A 17,104-nucleotide genomic window follows, 5' to 3' on the forward strand; every position below is an offset into this window, starting at 1 on the left:
AACGGTCGGCAAGCGACGTGAAGAAGCAAAGAGCGGCATTGTGCCCACAGCGTCCAAGCGCTGGCAAATGCCGTCTGGCTAGCCTGGCAAGGGAGTTGCCAGGCCTCAAATCTTCAGGTCTTGGGGGCGCAGGAGGGTTTGCAGACCAGTTCGCTGCGGCCCAGGACGCGCAAGGCTTGCAGGCTGCTGGTGGGGCGGTGTCGTCCGCATTTGAAGCAGGAACGGGTTTGGCCGCTGCCCTGAAAGGGGGAGCCTCCGACCTTGGAGGCATATCGGAGTCCGTCTTCACGCACGGCGGTGCAGGTGTCTTTGCTCATGATCTCCTTATCAAGGCCCGGCCGGGCCCGATGCTGGTGAATATCGGCGATCCTGTCTTCCTTCATCCTAGGCTTCTGTTGTGACGGGCGCTACAGCGCTTGCCCGGGGTGGCTCAGGCCACAGCGTCACTTGTGCGATGGACAGTGCGGCATCGGCGATGATTCGGCATGGCCAAGCTTTTCTTCCGCTACGCCGCGATGAACGCGGGCAAGTCGACCGCGCTGCTGCAGGTGGCGCACAACTACGAGGAGCGCGGTCACCGAGTGCGCATCTTCACTGCCGGTATGGACGACCGCTACGGCCGCGGCTATGTGACGTCCCGGCTGGGCCCGCAGCGGGTGGCCGAGCTGTTCGATGCGACGACGGACTTCCTGAGCCTGATTCCGGTGCAGCCGGACATCGCCTGCTTGCTGGTGGACGAGGCGCAGTTCTTGAGCGCCGACCAAGTCTGGGCGCTGCATGAGCTGGCGCACATGCGCAATCTGCCGGCGATCTGCTACGGCCTGCGCACGGATTTCCGCGGTCAGCTATTTCCGGGTTCGGCGGCCTTGCTGGGGTTGGCGGACGAGATGGACGAGATGAAGACCATTTGCGACTGTGGTCGCAAGGCCACGATGAACATGCGCGTGGACGGCAGCATGCGGCGTGTCACCGAAGGCGCACAGGTGGAAATTGGCGGCAATGCGCGCTACCGGGCCGTCTGCGGGCGCTGTTTTCGCGCTGCCTGACGGAAAGAAGCCGGCCCAGGACGGGCCGGCTAGGGTTCACTTCTTGACGGCGAGCTGCTCTTCCAGCTCCTTGCAGGACGGCGCGCAGACCGGCTGTGACTTGCCCAGCAGCTTGCGCGACTTCAGCATGGCCCGTGGGCGATGCTTGCCGCAAAGAAAGCAGGACATGGTCGCTGCGCCGAATGAAGAGGTCGCCGCGAACGGCGAACCGGGGGCTTTTGAACGGTATCGGAGACCATCGGCTTCGATAGTCGTCTTGGTCGTTTCCTTGGCCACGCTGATCCTGATAGTGATAAAAGTGTGAAGCGTCCTATGGCGCGCGCCCGAGTCCCTCGCCTGTGGGCTGCGCCGACGAAACCCGTATTTTCCTATAACCGGGCGTATTCCCGCATCGGGCCTACGCTAATGAGCGCAGGCGTCTGGCCTTTGGTCTCGGCGATGGCTTGGTAAATCTAGGGTAAACACCTAGAATCGAGGGTTCGCCCTAGGGAGGGCAAGTCAAACCAGGGAGCGGCATGTCGATCGGCCGAATGGAGGGGTTGTACGCGGAGTTGCGTGCGGCCATGCCGCTGGAGGTGGCGGCGCCGGGGCGAGAGTTGCGCTATGCGCAGGCATTGGGGCGGTTGCTCTGCGAAACGCTGGCATGCGATCACGCGAGCCTTTGGCGGCTGGTGGGGCTGCCCGGTCACTATCGACTCCAGGGCGTGGGCGGCCATGAACCGGGGCGAGAGTCATCCGTGCAGCTTGAGGCCTGCGACCAGTCCCGTTGGCCAGGTTACTTCGCATCCCTGCTGGAGGCCGGGGTCTTCGCCTGCAGCGACAGGTGGACGGACGCGCGGCTTGGCCACTTTGCAGAGGACGCCACGCGGTCGGACTGTCGCTGGCGGGCCATGTTGGACGTTGCGGTGCAGGTCAATGGTCGCATCGTCGGCGTGGTGTCCGTGGCGCAGAGGGAGGGCATCCGCCAGTGGAGCCCTGCCGAGGAACTGGCGCTGCGCCGGGTCGCCGTCCGCGCTGGCCTGGATCTCTACCCTGAGCTGGAGCTGGCGGACACGATCTCCGTCTGAATCCTTCCGCCCTCGCGCAACGGCTCAGCAGCCTTGGAAGCGCGGTGCGCGCTTCTCCATCCAGGCTTGAACGCCTTCCTGAAGATCCTGCGAAGCATTGGCGGCGGCGAGATCTTTCGCCAGCGCGTCGACATCCAGCCGGCCATTGGCAATGGCGTTCAGGTGTTTCTTCATGCCACTCATCGCCAGCGGCGCCTGGGCGCATAACTGGTCGCAGAAGTGCGAGACCGCTGCGCGCAAGGCTTCGGCGTCGGGTAGCAGTCGGTCCAGGAAGCCGCAGTCGCGCATCGCGACGGCGTCCAGCGTCTCTCCGCCCAGCAGGACCCGCTTGGCCATGCCCAGACCCAGCCGGTTGACGTAGCGCTCCATGCCACCGCGGTAGAAGTGCAGCCCCAGTCGCGCGGCCGGCACAAACATCTCGCAGGAAGCCACGCCGAGCCTGAAGTCGCAGGCCAACGCCAGGTCCGTGGCCCCGCCGAACACGCCGCCCTGGATGGCCGCCACCGTGACCGGTCGGGCCTGTTCCCAGGCATCGGTCAGCGCCTCGAACAGCGCTCCCGCATCCACGCCCGGCACCGCGCCGATGTTGAAGCCGCTACAGAAATGCCGGCCTTCGGCCTGCAGCAGCAGCACGCGCGCGTCGCGCCTGGCGTTGACCTCCTTGAGTTGGTCCTGCAGGCATTGCAGATCGGCGATTTCCAGCCGGTTGGCCACCTGCGGGCGGCGCAGCGTGATGCGGGCCAGATGGCCGTGGAATTCGAGCAAAGGGGGCGCGGAAGACATCGGCGCAGTCTAAGCCCAGGTTCGGCCTGCGCCCGTGCTGCGTGCGGCTGGCGCCGCATGTCCCCCGGCTGCAGTCGGGCAAATGCGCTGCCGACGGCGCGGAAGCCGGGCGGAGTCCTCCTGGGGGCGTGTCAGCGGCCTGTCAGTCTGTGCGCCAGGCCGCACCAGTGCTGGCTTTGCGGGGGTTGTGATATTTCGACCGACCGGTCGGCTGATTATTTGAGCTTTGTCAATGCGGCATCGCACCAAGCATGCCGCAAGGGTTTTTCGCTAGAGTGATTTGACAAAGCGGCAACAGCCGTAGCTGTACCCGAGGAGACAAGGTGGACGGGACAATCGCAAGCATCCTGATGCTGGATGGGGTTACGAACGGCGCGATCTACGCGTTGTTGGCGCTGGCCCTTGTGCTGGTTTTTGCGGTCACGCGGGTGGTGTTCATCCCGCAGGGCGAGTATGTGGCCTTCGGCGCGCTGACGCTGGCCGGGCTGCAGCTGGGCAAGACGCCGCTGACCATTCATTTTCTGATCGCGATGGCGCTGCTGGCGGCGCTGCTGGATCTGGTCGAGGCCTGGCGCGAGAAGAAGCCGCTGGCCCAGGCCCTGCCGCGCATCCTGCGCGATGCCGCCCCGGGACTGCTGATCGGCCTGTTTGCGCTGTGGGCGGCCACATTGCAACTGCCGCTGGTGCTGCAGGCGCTGCTGACGCTGGCCATCGTCACGCCCATGGGCGCGTTGTTGTACCGGTTGGCCTACCAGTCGCTGGCCGACGCGTCGGTGCTGGTGCTGCTCATCGTGTCGGTGGGCGTGCATTTCGCGCTGACCGGCCTGGGCCTGGTCTTCTTTGGTGCCGAGGGGTCGCGCAACCCGAGCTTCTGGGACGCGAGCTTCACGGCCGGGCCGCTGATGCTGTCCGGTCAGACCCTGATCATCGTGGGTGCCTCGATCGCGCTGATCCTGGCGCTGTGGCTGTTCTTTGAGAAGAGCCTTTACGGCAAGGCGCTGCGCGCCACCGCGGTGAACCGGCTGGGCGCGCGGCTGATGGGCATTTCCAGCGTGTCGGCAGGTCGGCTGTCCTTCACGCTGGCGGCCTTCATCGGCGCATTGTCGGGGCTGCTGATCAGCCCGACGACGACGATCTTCTATGACAGCGGCTTCCTGATCGGCCTCAAGGGCTTCGTCGCGGCGGTGTTCGCGGGGCTGTCCAGCTATCCCGGTGCGGCCATCGGCGCGCTGGCCGTGGGGCTGATCGAATCCTTCAGCTCTTTCTGGGCGAGCGCCTTCAAGGAGGTGATCGTGTTCACCACCATCCTGCCGGTGCTCTTGTGGCGCAGCTGGCGCGATCCTCATCACGAAGAGCATTGAACGCGGCAGGACGCTAGAACCATGAAATCCAACAAGCTGTTCCCCGCGCTGGGCCTGATGCTGCTGGCATTGCTGCCGGTGCTGCCGGTGCCGGAGTTCTGGATCACTCAGGCCAACTACATCGGGATGTTCGCGCTGGTGGCCCTGGGCCTGGTGCTGCTGACCGGGGTCGGCGGCCTGACCTCCTTCGGCCAGGCCGCGTTCGTCGGTGTCGGCGCCTATGCGAGCGCGCTGCTGTCCACCCGCTATGGCCTGTCGCCCTGGTTGGGTCTGGTGGCGGGGCTGGCGGTCACTCTGGTGGTGGCGCTGGTGCTGGCCTGGATCACGCTGCGCATGTCCGGTCACTACCTGCCGCTGGCCACCATCGCCTGGGCGCTGAGCCTGAACTACTGCATCGCCAACATGGACTTCCTGGGCAAGTACGACGGCCTGCTGGGCGTGCCGGCGCTGGAGCTGTTCGGCTTCAGCCTCGCGGACGGGCGGGCGATGTATTACCTGATCTGGATCTGCGCCATCCTTGGCGCGCTGGCGGTGCGCAACCTGCTCGACTCGCGGCCGGGGCGGGCGATCCGGGCCCTGGGTGGCGCAACGGTGATGGCCGAGGCCATGGGCGTCTCGACCTTCCGCTACAAAGTCATCGTCTTCGTGATCGCGGCGCTGCTGGCGTCGGTCTCGGGCTGGCTGTTCGCCCATGTGCAGCGGACCGTCAACCCCAGCCCCTTTGCCCTGAAGATGGGCATCGAGTACCTCTTCATGGCGGTGGTCGGCGGCGTGTCCTCGGTCTGGGGCGCTTTTGTCGGCGCGGGCGTCTTCAAGATCATCGAGGACCAGCTCAAGGAGCTGCTGCCGCAACTGCTGGGCAGCAATGGCAATTTCGAGATCATCGTGCTGGGCATCGTGCTGGTGCTGATGCTCAAGTACGCGCCCAAGGGCCTCTGGCCTTCGGTGCAGGGGTTGCTTGCGCGCTGGTTCCCGGCGCGCGCCCGGGTGCGCGACTGGGAGGGGGCGGCGGCGCTGGCGTCGCGGCCCAAGCCGCAGCCGGGTGAGCTGCTGCTGCAGGTGGACAAGCTGCGCAAGCAGTTCGGCGGCCTGGTGGCGGTCAACGACGTCAGCTTCACCATCAAGGCGGGCGAGATCATCGGCCTGATCGGTCCCAACGGTGCGGGCAAGTCCACCACCTTCAACCTGATTTCCGGCGTGCTGTCGGCGACCAGCGGCCAGGTGCGCTTCCTGGGGCAGAGCATCGCCCGTCTGCCCTCGCGTGAGATCGCGCGGCGCGGCATGTCGCGCACCTTCCAGCACGTCAAGATGATCGCGGACATGACGGTGCTGGAGAACGTCGCGCTGGGCGGCTATCTGCGCTCGTCCAATGGCACGGCGCGCGCCATGCTGCGCCTGGACCGCGAGGAGGAGCGGCGCCTCTTCGCCGAGGCCGAGGCGCAGCTCAAGCGCATCGGCATGGAGGCCCAGATGAACGAGCTCGCCGGCAACCTGGCGCTCGGCCCTCAGCGCCTGATGGAGATCGCCCGCGCGCTGTGCTCGGACCCCGCGCTGCTGCTGCTGGACGAGCCGGCCGCCGGTCTGCGCCACAAGGAGAAGCAGGCGCTGGCCGCGGTGCTGCGCCAGCTCAAGGCCGAGGGCATGAGCATCTTGCTGGTGGAACACGACATGGACTTCGTGATGGGCCTGACCGACCGCATCGTCGTGATGGAGTTCGGCACCAAGCTGATCGAGGGCACGCCGGCCGAGGTGCAGGCCAGCCCCGAGGTGCGCGCCGCCTATCTGGGAACCGAGCACTGAGGTGGTGTGATGAGCGAATTGCTGAACGTCAAGAATCTGCAGGCCGGCTATGGCCGTGCCGAAGTGCTGACCGGGCTGAACCTACGTCTGCGCCAGGGTGAGGTGGTCACCGTGATCGGGCCCAACGGCGCGGGCAAGAGCACCACGCTGAACGCGCTGATGGGCGTGCTGCCCAGCAAGGGGCAGATCTTCTTCGACGGCGAGGAGCTGTCCTCGCTGGGGCTGGAAGAGCGCGTGATGAAGGGCCTGGCCCTGGTGCCCGAGAAGCGCGAGCTGTTCACGACCATGAGCGTGGAAGACAACCTGGTCCTGGGCGGCTTCCGGCCCATGCGCCTGGGGCAAAGCGACTGGCGCGACGGCCTGGAGCGCGTCTACGAACTCTTCCCGCGCCTGCGCGAGCGGCGCGCCCAGCTCTCCGGCACGCTGTCCGGCGGCGAGCGGCAGATGCTGGCCGTGGGCCGTGCGCTGATGGCGCGCCCCAAGCTGCTGATGCTGGACGAGCCCAGCCTGGGTCTGGCACCGCTGATCGTCAAGGAGGTGTTCCGCATCGTCGAGCGGCTGCGCGAGGCGGGCGTGTCCATCTTGCTGATCGAGCAGAACGCGCGCGCCGCGCTGGAGGTGGCCGACTACGGCTATGTGCTGGAGACGGGCGAGATCGCACTGGAAGGCAAGGCCTCCGACCTGGCGCGCGATCCGCGCGTGGTCGAGACTTATCTGGGCGCAGCCAAGAAGGGCTGAGCGGCGCATCCGCGCGCATCACGGCCTGTGCCGTCGATCGCGCGGTCCGTCGCTTCGTGCAGGGCGCCTCGCGGCGTCCGGCCTACATTGGGACCGTCGTCATTCCCACGCAGGCCCCATGTCCACCACTCTGTCTCGCCTCTCTCGCGTGCTGTCTCGCGGTCTGCCGATCGGTGCCTGCGTACTGGCGCTGAGTGCCTGCGCCGCACCACCGGCCCAGCCCGCGGCCTCCACCCCCGGCCTCGGCGCCGGGGTGGTGGTCAGTCCGCAGGCGAGCAGCGCGGACCTCGGCTTGCCCCTCTATCCAGGCGCGCAGGCCTACCGCGAACACAAAGACGACCAACCGGCCGTGAACTTCGGGCTGTGGGGCGGGCAGCTTGGTTTCAAGCTGGTGATTGCCAAGTACGAGTCCGCGGATTCGCCCGAGCGCGTCGCGCGCTTCTATCGCGAGGCGCTGGACGCCTACGGGCCGGTGCTGGACTGCGGCGATCCCAAGGCGCCGCGCACCAAGCAGAAAGGCCAGCTCAGCTGCGAGCAAGACCGCCCCGCGTCCGGCGGCAGGCTCTACAAGGCCGGCCGGCCTGGCAACGTGCGCATCGTCGGGATCGAGCCGCACGGCAGCGGTACGCGCTTTCACCTGATCCGTCTCGAGGGGCCCTGAATGTCCGCCTGAGCTGCTCTGGCTCAGTATCGGCGGGGAGAGGGCTGCCGTAGGATGGGGTCAGGTCTTGCGCATCGCCGCGAGTCGCGACGCGGGAGGCCCTGGAGCGCCCCATGATCCCGCCGGTATCCCTCTTTCTCCTCGTCCTGCTTCTGGCCTGGGCCGTGAGCCTGCCCCTGATGCCGGCTGCGGTGACCAGCCTGCTGCCCTGGCCGATCTATCTGCAAGGGCTGTGGCTGAGTGGCGCGCTGGCGATCGCCTGTTTTTCCGCCGCAATGCTGCTGGCCTTGCGCTGGCCCGTGCTCTCGCGGCCGCTGGGCGGGCTGGACCGCGCCTATCGCATCCACCGCCGCCTGGCGCTGTGGGGAACCGGCCTGGCTTGGCTGCATTACGGGCTCAGGCTGGCGGTGAAGTCGGCGCGTCGCGCCGGGCTCATCGTCAAGCCCGAAGGCTTCCCCAGCCAAGCGCTGGACCTCTTCGACGCCTGGCACCACAGCGCGAAGGAATGGGCCGAGTGGGCCTTGTTCATCGCGCTGGGGTTGGTGCTGCTGGCGCTGTGGCGGCGCGTGCCCTACCGGCTCTTTGCGCGTCTGCACCGGCTGATGCCGCTGGTCTATCTGGCCTGGGTCTACCACGCGCTGGTGTTCATGCCCGCCGCCTGGTGGCGGGCGCCCATGGGCGTGCTGCTGGCGCTGCTGATGCTGGCCGGTGCCGCGGCGGCCTTGCTGTCATTGGCCGGGCTGATCGGTCGCCGCCGTCGCGTGGCCGCGACCGTCAATGGATTGCGCGACCGCGGTGACGGCGTGCTGGAGCTGAGCCTGGATGTGCCGGCGGGATGGCCTGGGCATCGCAGCGGGCAATTCGCGCTGTTATGCCTGGACGCCCGCGAAGGCGCCCATCCCTTCACCATTGCCTCGGCCTGGGCGCCGCGGCCCGATGGCGGCGGGGAGCTGCGCTTTGGCATCAAGGCGCTGGGCGATTTCACCCGCGGGCTGGCGCGTCGCATCGCGGCCGGCGACGCGGCCTGGGTCGAAGGCCCCTACGGCCTTTTCGTGTTCGACGACCGCCGGCCGCGCCAGATCTGGATCGGCGCCGGTATCGGCATGACGCCGTTCCTCGCGCGCATGCGTGCGTTGGCTCAGCAGGGCGGCACGCGCCAGCCCGTCAGCCTCTACTACTGCACGGCGACGCTGGAGCCCAACTGGCTGGAGGACTTTCTCTCGCTGGCCCATGCCGCCGGCGTCGAACTGCATGTGGTGCGCAGCGCCTGGGGTCAGCGGCTGGACGCTGTCCAGCTGATGCGCGAGCAGCCCGACTGGCGCCATGCCGGCATCTGGTTCTGCGGTCCGGCGCGCTTTGGCGAAAGCCTGAAGGCCGAGCTGGTGCATGCGGGCCTGGACCCGCAGGACTTCCACCAGGAAGCCTTCGAATTCCGCTGAGTCCGGGGCAGGGCGCTCAGAAGCCCCAGGCGAAGGGATCGGTCGGGTCCAGCACCAGCGTGGCGTCCAGATTCACATGGGCACGGCCAGTGAGCGTGACGACGACGGCGCCTTCCGGCGCGTCGGCATTGGCTGGGCGGTAGCTGGCCTCGAACACGCTGCCTATGCTGCTTTCCTGCCGCCACGGCTGGCCGGGTGCCAGCTTGCCATCGGCGGCCAGGCAGGCGAGCTTGGCGCTGGTGCCGGTGCCGCAGGGACTGCGGTCATAGGCCTTGCCGGGGCAGAGTACGAAGTTGCGGCCCTGGTTGTCCGCCGATTGCGGCGGGCCCAGCAGCTCGATGTGGTCAATCTCGGCGCCGTCGGCGCCGCACAGGCCCTGGGCCCGCAGCGCCTGGCGCAGGGCCCAGGCGGTCTCGGTGAGATGTTCCGCATGGGCCTTGTCCAGCGTCAACCCATGGTCCTCGCAGAGGAAGAACCAGTTGCCGCCCCAGGCGATGTCGCCGTGCAGCGTGCGCTCGCCCAACCGCACGGGCACCCGCCGCGCCAGCCGGTAGGCCGGCACGTTGGTGATGCTGACGCGGCCGTCGGCGTGCAGCTCGGCGCTGATGCGGCCCACCGGCGTCTCGATGCGATGCCAGCCCGGCGCGATGCGCCCCAGGTGGGCCAGGGTTGCGACCAGGCCGATGCTGCCGTGGCCGCACATGCCCAGATAGCCGACGTTGTTGAAGAAGATCACGCCAGCGCTGCTGTCCGGCTCGGCCGGCTCGCACAGCAGCGCGCCGACGACGACGTCCGAGCCGCGCGGCTCGTTGACCAGCGCGCGGCGCCAGGCGTCGTGGTCGCGCTTCAGCCGCTCCAGGCGCTCGGCCATGGAGCCTGCGCCCAGGTCGGGGCCGCCGCTGATGAGGATGCGGGTGGGTTCGCCCCCGGTGTGGGAGTCGATGATGCGGGCAGGGGTGTTCATTCGATGACCTTCAGCACGAAGCGGCGCAGTTCGTCCAGCAGCTCATGGGCTCGCTGCTGGGCCACGACTGGATCGCCGGCGACGATGGCGGCGGCCAGGGCCTGGTGCAACGCGGCGCCGCGCCCCATGTCGCCGTGATGCTGGTGCGCATACCAGAAGCGGCGGCACTGGATGACCATGGGCAGGATGGCGGCCGTGGCGAAGCGGTTGCGGCTGGCGGCATGGATCTGGCGGTCCAGCGCCTGGTCGGCGGCCATGTAGGCATCCAGGTCGTCGGCCTGTGCGGCGTCGGCCATGCGCTGGGCGCAGGCCAGCATCGCCTCGCGCTGTGGCGGCGTGGCGCGCCGGGCCGCAGCGCCGGCGATCACGCATTCCAGCGCGCGCCGCGCCTCCAGCAGATCCAGCTGCTCGTCAAGCCGGATCTCGCTGACCAGCATGCCGCGCCGCGGCAGCTGCACGATCAGCCCGGCGGCGACGAGGCGCATCAGCGCCTCGCGCGTCGGCGTGCGCCCCAGGCCCACCGACTCGATCACCTCCGCTTCGACGATGGGCGCGCCGGGGCGCAGCTTCAGCGTGGCGATCTGGGTCTCGATCGCGTCATGGGCCTGGTCCGCCAGGCGTCGGCCGTGGGACAAGGCGTCCCGGCCAACGGGCTCGGGCAAGGCTGCAGGCATGGATAAATATATTTATCGAATATTTGCCCACTCTATGGATTGAAATTCCGCCCGTCAACCCCATATACGGCGGGCTTGGTCCTCGGGGAGCGTCGCATGGCACAAGCGGCGGGCCTGGGGCCGGGCCTTACAATCAAAAGTTCGTTCGTCCGCGGTCCGGAGGCACCGGATGCGGCAAATTGCAGAGGACTCCATGTTTATTTCCAACGCTTACGCACAGGCCGCCGCGCCTGCGGCCGATTCCGGGCTGCTCGGCATGCTGCCGCTGGTGCTGATGTTCGTGGTGCTGTACTTCGTGATGATCCGGCCCCAGATGAAGCGCCAGAAGGAGCACAAGGCCATGATCGAAGCCCTGGGCAAGGGCGATGAGGTCGTGACCGCCGGCGGCCTGCTGGGCAAGGTCAGCAAGATGGGCGAGAGCTACCTGAGCCTGGAGATCGCCAATGGCGTGGAGATCCAGGTGCAGCGTTCCGCCGTGGTCCAGGTGCTGCCCAAGGGCAGCATCAAGTAAAGAACCCGACTCCGGCGCATGGCGCCGGAGTCGCCTGCACCCGGTCGTGGCGAACATGGCCGGGTGATTTTTCAGGTGACCGGCTTCCCGGGGTGGTCGACGAGGCCGCTGCCGGGGGCTCCGACGGGAGGTCGCCGCCATCGGCGCGATCGTCGTCTGGGCCGGCACCGTCCCGAGGTTTCCCGAGGATGCCTTCATGAACCGTTATCCGCTGTGGAAGTACGCGCTGCTGCTGGTCGCGCTGCTGGTCGGATTCATCTATACCCTGCCCAACCTGTTCGGCGAGGCGCCTGCGGTGCAGGTGTCCAGCGCCAAGGTCACCGTCAAGATCGACGCGGCGCTGCGCGAGCGCGTGCAGAAGACGCTCAGCGACGGCGGCATCCAGGCGGACTTCGTCCAGCTCGAGACCAATTCGGTCCGCGCACGTTTTCAGGATACCGACACCCAGATCCGCGCCAAGGACCTGATCAGCAAGACGCTGAACCCCGATCCGAGCGAGCCGACCTATATCGTCGCGCTGAACCTGGTGTCGCGTTCGCCGCAATGGCTGGCCTCGCTGCATGCCTTCCCGATGTATCTGGGTCTGGACCTGCGCGGCGGCGTGCATTTCCTGATGCAGGTGGACATGAAGGCGGCGCTGACCAAGAAGGCGGATGCGCTGGTCGGCGATGTGCGCACCATGCTGCGCGACAAGAACCTGCGCCATGCCGGCATCAGCCGTGATGGCAACAACGTGGTCGTCGCCTTCCGCGAGGCGGACACGCGCCAGAAAGCCCAGGCCGTGCTGCGCGACCAACTGCCCGATGTCGTGTGGACGCCGGTCGGCGACGGCGCGGAGCTGCGCCTGATCGGCGCGCTGAAGCCGCAATCGCTGGTCGCGGTGCAGGAAGCGGCGCTGAAGCAGAACATCACCACGCTGCACAACCGCGTCAACGAGCTGGGCGTGGCCGAGCCGGTGATCCAGCAGCAGGGCCTGGACCGCGTGGTCGTGCAGCTGCCTGGCGTGCAGGACACGGCCAAGGCCAAGGACATCATCGGCCGCACCGCGACGCTGGAACTGCGCATGGTGGACGAGAGCACCGAGGCGCAGGCCGCGCTGACCGGCCAGGGGCCGGTGCCCTTCGGCTCCGAGCGTTACAGCGAGAAGAACGGCGCCCCCATCATCGTCAAGCGCCAGGTCGTGCTGACCGGCGACAGCCTGAACGACGCCCAGCCCGGCTTCGACGACAACCACAACCCGGCCGTGCACCTGACCGTCGACGCCAAGGGCGCGCGGATCATGAAGGATGTCTCGCGCGAGAACATCGGCAAGCGCATGGCCATCATCCTGTTCGAAAAGGGCAAGGGCGAGGTGGTCACCGCGCCCAGCATCCGCGGCGAGCTGGGCAACCGCTTCCAGATCTCCGGCGCGATGAGCACGCAGGAGGCCAGTGACACCGCACTGCTGCTGCGCGCCGGCTCGCTGGCGGCGCCGATGGAGATCATCGAGGAGCGCACCATCGGCCCCAGCCTGGGCGCCGAGAACATCGACAAGGGCATCGCGTCGGTGAAGTGGGGCTTCATCGCGGTGGCCGTGTTCATGTGCCTGTACTACATGCTCTTCGGCCTGTTCTCCGCGCTCGCCCTGGGCTTCAACCTGCTGCTGCTGATCGCGGTGCTGTCCATGCTGCAAGCCACGCTGACGCTGCCGGGCATCGCGGCGATTGCGCTGGTGCTGGGCATGGCGATCGACGCCAACGTGCTGATCAACGAGCGCATCCGCGAGGAACTGCGCGCCGGGCTGTCGCCGCAGCAGGCCATCCACGCCGGCTACGAGCGTGCCTTTGCCACCATCCTGGACTCCAACGTCACCACGCTGACCGCCGGCGTGGCGTTGCTGGCCTTCGGTTCGGGCCCGGTGAAGGCGTTCGCCGTCGTGCACTGCCTGGGCATCCTGACCTCCATGCTGTCGTCGGTGATGTTCTCGCGCGCGCTGGCCAACCTCTGGTACGGCCGCCGCAAGCGCCTCAAGAGCCTGTCCATCGGCACCGTCTGGAAGCCCGCCCCCGAGGCCGGTCAGGCGCCTGAAGCCCAGTAAGACCAGAGCAGAAACACATCATGGAATTCTTCCGAATCAAACGGGACTACCCGTTCATGAAGTACGCGTTGGTCTTCAACGTGGTGTCCTTCCTCACCTTCGCTGTGGCCGTGTTCTTCCTCGTCACGCGAGGGCTGCATTTCTCGATCGAGTTCACCGGCGGCACGGTGATCGAGGTCGAGTACGCGCAGACCGCCGACATCGAGAAGACCCGCCACACCGTCGAGAAGATGGGCTTTGGCGAGGTGCTGGTGCAGAACTTCGGCACCTCGCGCGACGTGATGGTGCGGCTGCCGCTGCGTGGCGAGGTCAAGCAGGCCGAGGTGGTGGATGGCGTGTTCGCCGCGCTGTGCAAGGCCGAGAACGGCCAGGTTTCGCAGCGTCAGATGGTCAGCGACAAGGGCGAGGCCATCAGCAAGCAGGTCTGCCTCGCCGGCGAGGCCGAGCCGGTCAAGCTCTCGCGCAGCGAGTTCGTCGGCCCCTCGGTGGGCGCCGAGCTGGCGCGCGACGCGGCCTGGGCCCTGGGGTTCACCGTGATCGGCATCATGATCTACCTGGCTTTCCGCTTCGAGTGGAAGTTCGCGGTGGCCGGCATCATCGCCAACCTGCATGACGTGGTCATCATCCTGGGCTTCTTCGCCTTCTTCCAGTGGGAGTTCTCGCTGGCGGTGCTGGCGGCGGTGCTGGCGGTGCTGGGCTATTCGGTGAACGAGTCGGTGGTGATCTTTGATCGCGTGCGCGAGGCCTTCCGCAAGTACCGCAAGCTGGACACGCCGCAGGTGATCGACCATGCGATCACCTCGACGATGAGCCGCACCATCATCACCCACGGTTCGACGCAGATGATGGTGCTGTCCATGCTGCTGTTCGGCGGCCAGACCCTGCATTACTTCGCGGTGGCGCTGACCATCGGCATCCTGTTCGGCATCTACTCCTCGGTCTTCGTGGCCGCGGCGATCGCGATGTGGCTGGGCGTCAAGCGCGAAGACCTGGTCAAGCAGTCCGTCAAGCGCGAGGACCCCGACGATCCCAACGCCGGCGCGGTGGTTTAATCGGTCCATCACTTGCTCTGCCGCAGCGCTGATCGCCGACGCCGGACGCCCTGACCATGCCTGCCGACGCCCGCTCCCTCGTCCTGGCCTCGCAGGCCAGGCGCGTCTATGTCGAAGCCCTGTCCCGGGGCCTGCCCGTGATGGTGCACAACCTCGGGCTGGCGGTGCGCGCGCTGGCGGATGCGCCGGCCGAGTACGCGCTGCAGGTGGCGCGGCGCGATGCGATGAGCGCCTGGCTGCGCTGCGGCACCCTCTGGCAGGAGCAGCTGGAGCGCTCGTTGCGCCAAGCCTTGCTGCCGGGCGGCGCGCTGGAGCCCGCACGCCCTCTGCCCGACCGCGGCGCCGAAGGCCTGAGCCTGGTCGACGACGACACCATCGAGCGCGAGATCACCGCCTCCCGGCTGGTGCTGGCGATGATGGACAAGGCCAGCTGGGAGTTCAGCGACCTGCGCAGCCGCATGCAGCGCCTGGAGGACACGCAGGATGTGGCCCCTCAGGATCTGCTGCGCGCCCAGGTGCTGGCCCGCCATGTGCTGGAGGCCTGGCGCGGCGCCGGCCTCGGCGATGCCGAATGGAAGATGCTCCAGGCGCAGCTCAACCATGAGCTGGCGCTGCTGCTGGGCGAGGCCTATCACGAGACCAACCGCTGGCTGATCGCCAAGGGCGTGATGCCCGAGGTGGATCTGCGGCCCTTCATTCGCCGGGCCACCTCGGCGGCCGCGCCGGCCCCCGCGGGCACCGCCGCCGGCACGCTGAGCGGGGTCCCCATTGGCGCCACGGTGTCCGCCGCGCTGCATGGTGCGATGGGCGCTGCCAGCGCCGCCCTGCCCGCCGGCTCGGGCGCCAGCCGCGCGGCCGACCAGGTGATGGCGCAGCTCCAGCGGGTGCTGTCTCGCCAGGTGCCGGAGATGGTGCCGGCGCGCCGCGCCAGCGACGCCGGACGCGGTGGCCATGGCGGTGGCGGCACGGGATCGGGCACTGGCCAGGGCCATCCGCTCAGCGGGCATGGCGGCCACACCACCGCGTCGCCACGCCTGCAGGCGGCGATCGGTCATGTGCAAGAGGCGCTGCAGCGCCAGTCCGAACAGATCAGCCAGCGCCCGGCCCACACCGCGCCGCAGGCGCTGGACGAGATCCGCGTCCGCAACCAGGCGCTCAAGCAGGTCCTCAAGCAGGCCGCCGACAGTCCGGCGGAACGCGCCACGATCGAGATCGTCGCGCTGCTGTTCCAGAGCATCCTGACCGAGGAGCGCATCCCCCCGTCGGTGCGTGTCTGGTTCGCGCGGCTGCAGATGCCGGTGCTGCGCGTCGCGATCACCGAGCCCGATTTCTTCGCCAGCGCTGACCATCCGGCGCGGCGTCTGATCGACCGCATGGGCGCCTGCGTGATGGGCTTCAGCTCGGGCGCCAGCGAGATGGGGGACGCGCTGGAGCGCGAGATCAAGCGCGTGGTCCAAGTCGTGGAGGCCTACCCGGACACCGGCCGGCGCGTGTTCCAGACCGTGCTGACCGAATTCGAGAAGTTTCTGGACCACTACTTCCAGCAGGAGAACCAGGCCTCGCGCAAGGGCGTGTCGCTGGCGCAGCAGATCGAGCAGCGCGAGACCCTCGCCATCCAGTACACCATCGAGCTGCGCAAGATGCTGGCCGAGGTGCCGGTGCAGGACGGCGTGCGCGACTTCCTGTTCCAGGTTTGGGCCGATGTGCTGGCGGTCACGGCGGTGCGCAGTGGCGTGCAGTCCGAGTCAACCAAGACCATGCGCCGAGCCGCCGCGGACCTCATCTGGTCGGCCAGCGCCAAGGTCTCGCGCGAGGACCGCGCCGAGGTCATACGCCGGCTCCCGCCGCTGCTCAAGACCCTGCGTGACGGCATGGGGCAGGCCGGGCTCAGCGTCGAGCGCCAGGACGAACACATCCGTGCGCTCAACAACGCGCTGGCCGCCGCCTTCACCGCCAAGGCCGCGGTGATCCCGCGCGAGCGCCTGGACGAACTGATGGGCCAGCTCGAAACCCTGGAGGCCATGCTGCCCAGCACCGAGAGCGGCGAGCTCAGCGAGGCCCTGGTGCGCGACCTCTCCAGCCACGAATGTGAGGATCTTGAGGTGGTGGCCGAGGGTGGCACGCCGCCGACGCCGGCCATGCTGGCCTGGGCGCGCGAGCTGCAGGTGGGCGGCTGGTACATGTTGGACTACCGGGGCCGTGCCGAGCCCATGCAGCTGGCCTGGCGCGGCATGCGCCACCAGCTGACGTTGTTCGTGTCGCCGCAGGGGCGCGGGGTGCTGTTCCAGCTCAGCCGTCTGGCGGCCTTCCTGCAGGCGGGGCTGCTGCTGCCGGCGCAGGAAGAGGCGCTGACGGTGAAGGCCACGCGCAATGCGCTGGCCAAGCTGGAAGTCGATCCCAGCCGTCTGTTGAATTGAGACCAGGGCGGGCGCGGTGCCCGCTTCAAGCTCAGTGGATCAGCCGCTCCTCGGGTGCGACGAACAGCTCGTCCAGAATGAGCGCGTCGGGCTCCTCGCCCAGGCTCCAGAACACCATCAGCACGATGATCTTCAGGTCTTCCAGGTCCATCGGGCCGCCGGAGATGGCCATGGCCCGGTCCACCACCATCTCGCGCATCGCGGGCGGCAGCACGCCGGCCGATTCGAGGAAGCTGATGAAGCCCACCGAGGCCTCGCCCAGATGGTCCAGTTCGTTGCGCGAATAAATGCGCAGGCTCTTCTCGCCCTGCGAGCCGTGATAGGACTGCGCCGACGAGGCCAGTCCGTCCAGCCAGGAGAGGGCCTCCTGGATCTCGTCGCTCTCGAAACCCACGGCCGACAGCTTGCGGGTCAGCTGGGCATGGTCTGGGCAGGCATCGGGCCGCCAGTAGGTTTCGTACAAGTAGACGAGCACGTCGAACATGAGGGCATGATAACCCACCCCCCAAACGGA

General features: G+C 67.9%; 17 protein-coding genes. 11 read left to right on the forward strand and 6 right to left on the reverse strand.

Annotated elements, in window-relative coordinates; translation table 11 throughout:
• Positions 1–113: 113 nt before the first annotated feature.
• Positions 114–383 (reverse strand): hypothetical protein, encoded by a 270-nt coding sequence (locus LZ017_RS06525; RefSeq protein ID WP_308194062.1) that lies wholly within the window; start codon positions 381–383, stop codon positions 114–116.
• A 102-nt stretch (positions 384–485) separates the two neighbouring features.
• On the opposite strand from LZ017_RS06525, the gene LZ017_RS06530 reads away from it, so the two are divergent.
• Positions 486–1,046 (forward strand): thymidine kinase, encoded by a 561-nt coding sequence (locus LZ017_RS06530; protein WP_241395798.1) that lies wholly within the window; start codon positions 486–488, stop codon positions 1,044–1,046.
• Positions 1,047–1,082: 36 nt separating this feature from the next.
• Here LZ017_RS06530 and LZ017_RS06535 read toward each other — a convergent pair whose 3' ends face one another.
• Entirely contained in the window at positions 1,083–1,322 is a 240-nt protein-coding gene (locus LZ017_RS06535; RefSeq protein WP_241395799.1) for a hypothetical protein, read from the reverse strand.
• 239 nt (positions 1,323–1,561) lie between these two features.
• Here LZ017_RS06535 and LZ017_RS06540 point away from each other — a divergent pair, with 239 nt between their 5' ends.
• Entirely contained in the window at positions 1,562–2,113 is a 552-nt protein-coding gene (locus LZ017_RS06540) for a GAF domain-containing protein (protein ID WP_241395800.1), read from the forward strand.
• Between the two features lie 24 nt (positions 2,114–2,137).
• On the opposite strand, the gene LZ017_RS06545 is transcribed toward LZ017_RS06540, so the two are convergent.
• Positions 2,138–2,896 carry an enoyl-CoA hydratase/isomerase family protein gene (locus LZ017_RS06545; RefSeq protein WP_241395801.1) on the reverse strand — a complete coding sequence of 253 codons (759 nt, stop codon included), beginning with the start codon at positions 2,894–2,896 and terminating at the stop codon, positions 2,138–2,140.
• A gap of 323 nt (positions 2,897–3,219) precedes the next feature.
• Here LZ017_RS06545 and LZ017_RS06550 point away from each other — a divergent pair, with 323 nt between their 5' ends.
• The 5 genes from LZ017_RS06550 to LZ017_RS06570 all read left to right on the forward strand — a co-directional run bounded on the left by LZ017_RS06550 (position 3,220) and on the right by LZ017_RS06570 (position 8,895).
• Positions 3,220–4,257 carry a branched-chain amino acid ABC transporter permease gene (locus LZ017_RS06550; RefSeq protein ID WP_241395802.1) on the forward strand — a complete coding sequence of 346 codons (1,038 nt, stop codon included), beginning with the start codon at positions 3,220–3,222 and terminating at the stop codon, positions 4,255–4,257.
• Positions 4,258–4,278: 21 nt separating this feature from the next.
• Complete coding sequence (locus LZ017_RS06555) at positions 4,279–6,057, forward strand: ATP-binding cassette domain-containing protein (RefSeq protein WP_241395803.1); 1,779 nt, start codon at positions 4,279–4,281, stop codon at positions 6,055–6,057.
• A gap of 9 nt (positions 6,058–6,066) precedes the next feature.
• Positions 6,067–6,795, forward strand: a complete 729-nt coding sequence (locus LZ017_RS06560) for an ABC transporter ATP-binding protein (RefSeq protein ID WP_241395804.1) — start codon at positions 6,067–6,069, stop codon at positions 6,793–6,795.
• A 118-nt stretch (positions 6,796–6,913) separates the two neighbouring features.
• Positions 6,914–7,456, forward strand: coding sequence for a hypothetical protein (locus LZ017_RS06565; protein WP_241395805.1), 543 nt, complete (start codon positions 6,914–6,916; stop codon positions 7,454–7,456).
• Positions 7,457–7,620: 164 nt separating this feature from the next.
• Complete coding sequence (locus tag LZ017_RS06570) at positions 7,621–8,895, forward strand: ferric reductase-like transmembrane domain-containing protein (protein WP_241395806.1); 1,275 nt, start codon at positions 7,621–7,623, stop codon at positions 8,893–8,895.
• A gap of 16 nt (positions 8,896–8,911) precedes the next feature.
• Here the strand turns inward: LZ017_RS06570 and LZ017_RS06575 are convergent, their stop codons facing one another.
• Positions 8,912–9,859, reverse strand: coding sequence for a proline racemase family protein (locus LZ017_RS06575; protein ID WP_241395807.1), 948 nt, complete (start codon positions 9,857–9,859; stop codon positions 8,912–8,914).
• Positions 9,856–10,533 (reverse strand): GntR family transcriptional regulator, encoded by a 678-nt coding sequence (locus LZ017_RS06580; RefSeq protein WP_241395808.1) that lies wholly within the window; start codon positions 10,531–10,533, stop codon positions 9,856–9,858. The genes LZ017_RS06575 and LZ017_RS06580 overlap by 4 nt, the downstream gene beginning before the upstream one ends.
• Before the next feature lie 193 nt (positions 10,534–10,726).
• Between LZ017_RS06580 and yajC the strand changes: the two genes are divergently transcribed.
• From yajC to LZ017_RS06600, 4 genes are all read left to right on the forward strand, one after another.
• Entirely contained in the window at positions 10,727–11,044 is a 318-nt protein-coding gene (gene yajC / locus LZ017_RS06585) for a preprotein translocase subunit YajC (protein ID WP_241395809.1), read from the forward strand.
• A gap of 196 nt (positions 11,045–11,240) precedes the next feature.
• On the forward strand, positions 11,241–13,121 hold the full coding sequence (secD, locus tag LZ017_RS06590) for a protein translocase subunit SecD (protein WP_241395810.1): 1,881 nt from the start codon (positions 11,241–11,243) through the stop codon (positions 13,119–13,121).
• 20 nt (positions 13,122–13,141) lie between these two features.
• Complete coding sequence (gene secF / locus LZ017_RS06595; protein ID WP_241395811.1) at positions 13,142–14,173, forward strand: protein translocase subunit SecF; 1,032 nt, start codon at positions 13,142–13,144, stop codon at positions 14,171–14,173.
• 56 nt (positions 14,174–14,229) lie between these two features.
• Complete coding sequence (locus LZ017_RS06600) at positions 14,230–16,590, forward strand: DUF1631 family protein (protein ID WP_241395812.1); 2,361 nt, start codon at positions 14,230–14,232, stop codon at positions 16,588–16,590.
• Positions 16,591–16,621: 31 nt separating this feature from the next.
• Here LZ017_RS06600 and LZ017_RS06605 read toward each other — a convergent pair whose 3' ends face one another.
• Complete coding sequence (locus LZ017_RS06605; protein ID WP_241395813.1) at positions 16,622–17,074, reverse strand: DUF494 family protein; 453 nt, start codon at positions 17,072–17,074, stop codon at positions 16,622–16,624.
• Between the last annotated feature and the right edge of the window lie 30 nt (positions 17,075–17,104).

This window comes from Pelomonas sp. CA6, from assembly GCF_022549225.1.
Taxonomy (GTDB): domain Bacteria; phylum Pseudomonadota; class Gammaproteobacteria; order Burkholderiales; family Burkholderiaceae_C; genus Roseateles.

Excerpts from the sequence above, each read along its gene's own strand:
- LZ017_RS06525 (WP_308194062.1), bottom strand. The coding sequence starts at position 383 with ATGAAGGAAGACAGGATCGCCGATATTCACCAGCATCGGGCCCGGCCG.
- LZ017_RS06530 (WP_241395798.1), top strand. The coding sequence starts at position 486 with ATGGCCAAGCTTTTCTTCCGCTACGCCGCGATGAACGCGGGCAAGTCG.
- LZ017_RS06540 (WP_241395800.1), top strand. The coding sequence starts at position 1,562 with ATGTCGATCGGCCGAATGGAGGGGTTGTACGCGGAGTTGCGTGCGGCC.
- LZ017_RS06545 (WP_241395801.1), bottom strand. The coding sequence starts at position 2,896 with ATGTCTTCCGCGCCCCCTTTGCTCGAATTCCACGGCCATCTGGCCCGC.
- LZ017_RS06555 (WP_241395803.1), top strand. The coding sequence starts at position 4,279 with ATGAAATCCAACAAGCTGTTCCCCGCGCTGGGCCTGATGCTGCTGGCA.
- LZ017_RS06560 (WP_241395804.1), top strand. The coding sequence starts at position 6,067 with ATGAGCGAATTGCTGAACGTCAAGAATCTGCAGGCCGGCTATGGCCGT.
- LZ017_RS06565 (WP_241395805.1), top strand. The coding sequence starts at position 6,914 with ATGTCCACCACTCTGTCTCGCCTCTCTCGCGTGCTGTCTCGCGGTCTG.
- LZ017_RS06575 (WP_241395807.1), bottom strand. The coding sequence starts at position 9,859 with ATGAACACCCCTGCCCGCATCATCGACTCCCACACCGGGGGCGAACCC.
- LZ017_RS06580 (WP_241395808.1), bottom strand. The coding sequence starts at position 10,533 with ATGCCTGCAGCCTTGCCCGAGCCCGTTGGCCGGGACGCCTTGTCCCAC.
- yajC (WP_241395809.1), top strand. The coding sequence starts at position 10,727 with ATGTTTATTTCCAACGCTTACGCACAGGCCGCCGCGCCTGCGGCCGAT.
- secD (WP_241395810.1), top strand. The coding sequence starts at position 11,241 with ATGAACCGTTATCCGCTGTGGAAGTACGCGCTGCTGCTGGTCGCGCTG.
- secF (WP_241395811.1), top strand. The coding sequence starts at position 13,142 with ATGGAATTCTTCCGAATCAAACGGGACTACCCGTTCATGAAGTACGCG.
- LZ017_RS06600 (WP_241395812.1), top strand. The coding sequence starts at position 14,230 with ATGCCTGCCGACGCCCGCTCCCTCGTCCTGGCCTCGCAGGCCAGGCGC.
- LZ017_RS06605 (WP_241395813.1), bottom strand. The coding sequence starts at position 17,074 with ATGTTCGACGTGCTCGTCTACTTGTACGAAACCTACTGGCGGCCCGAT.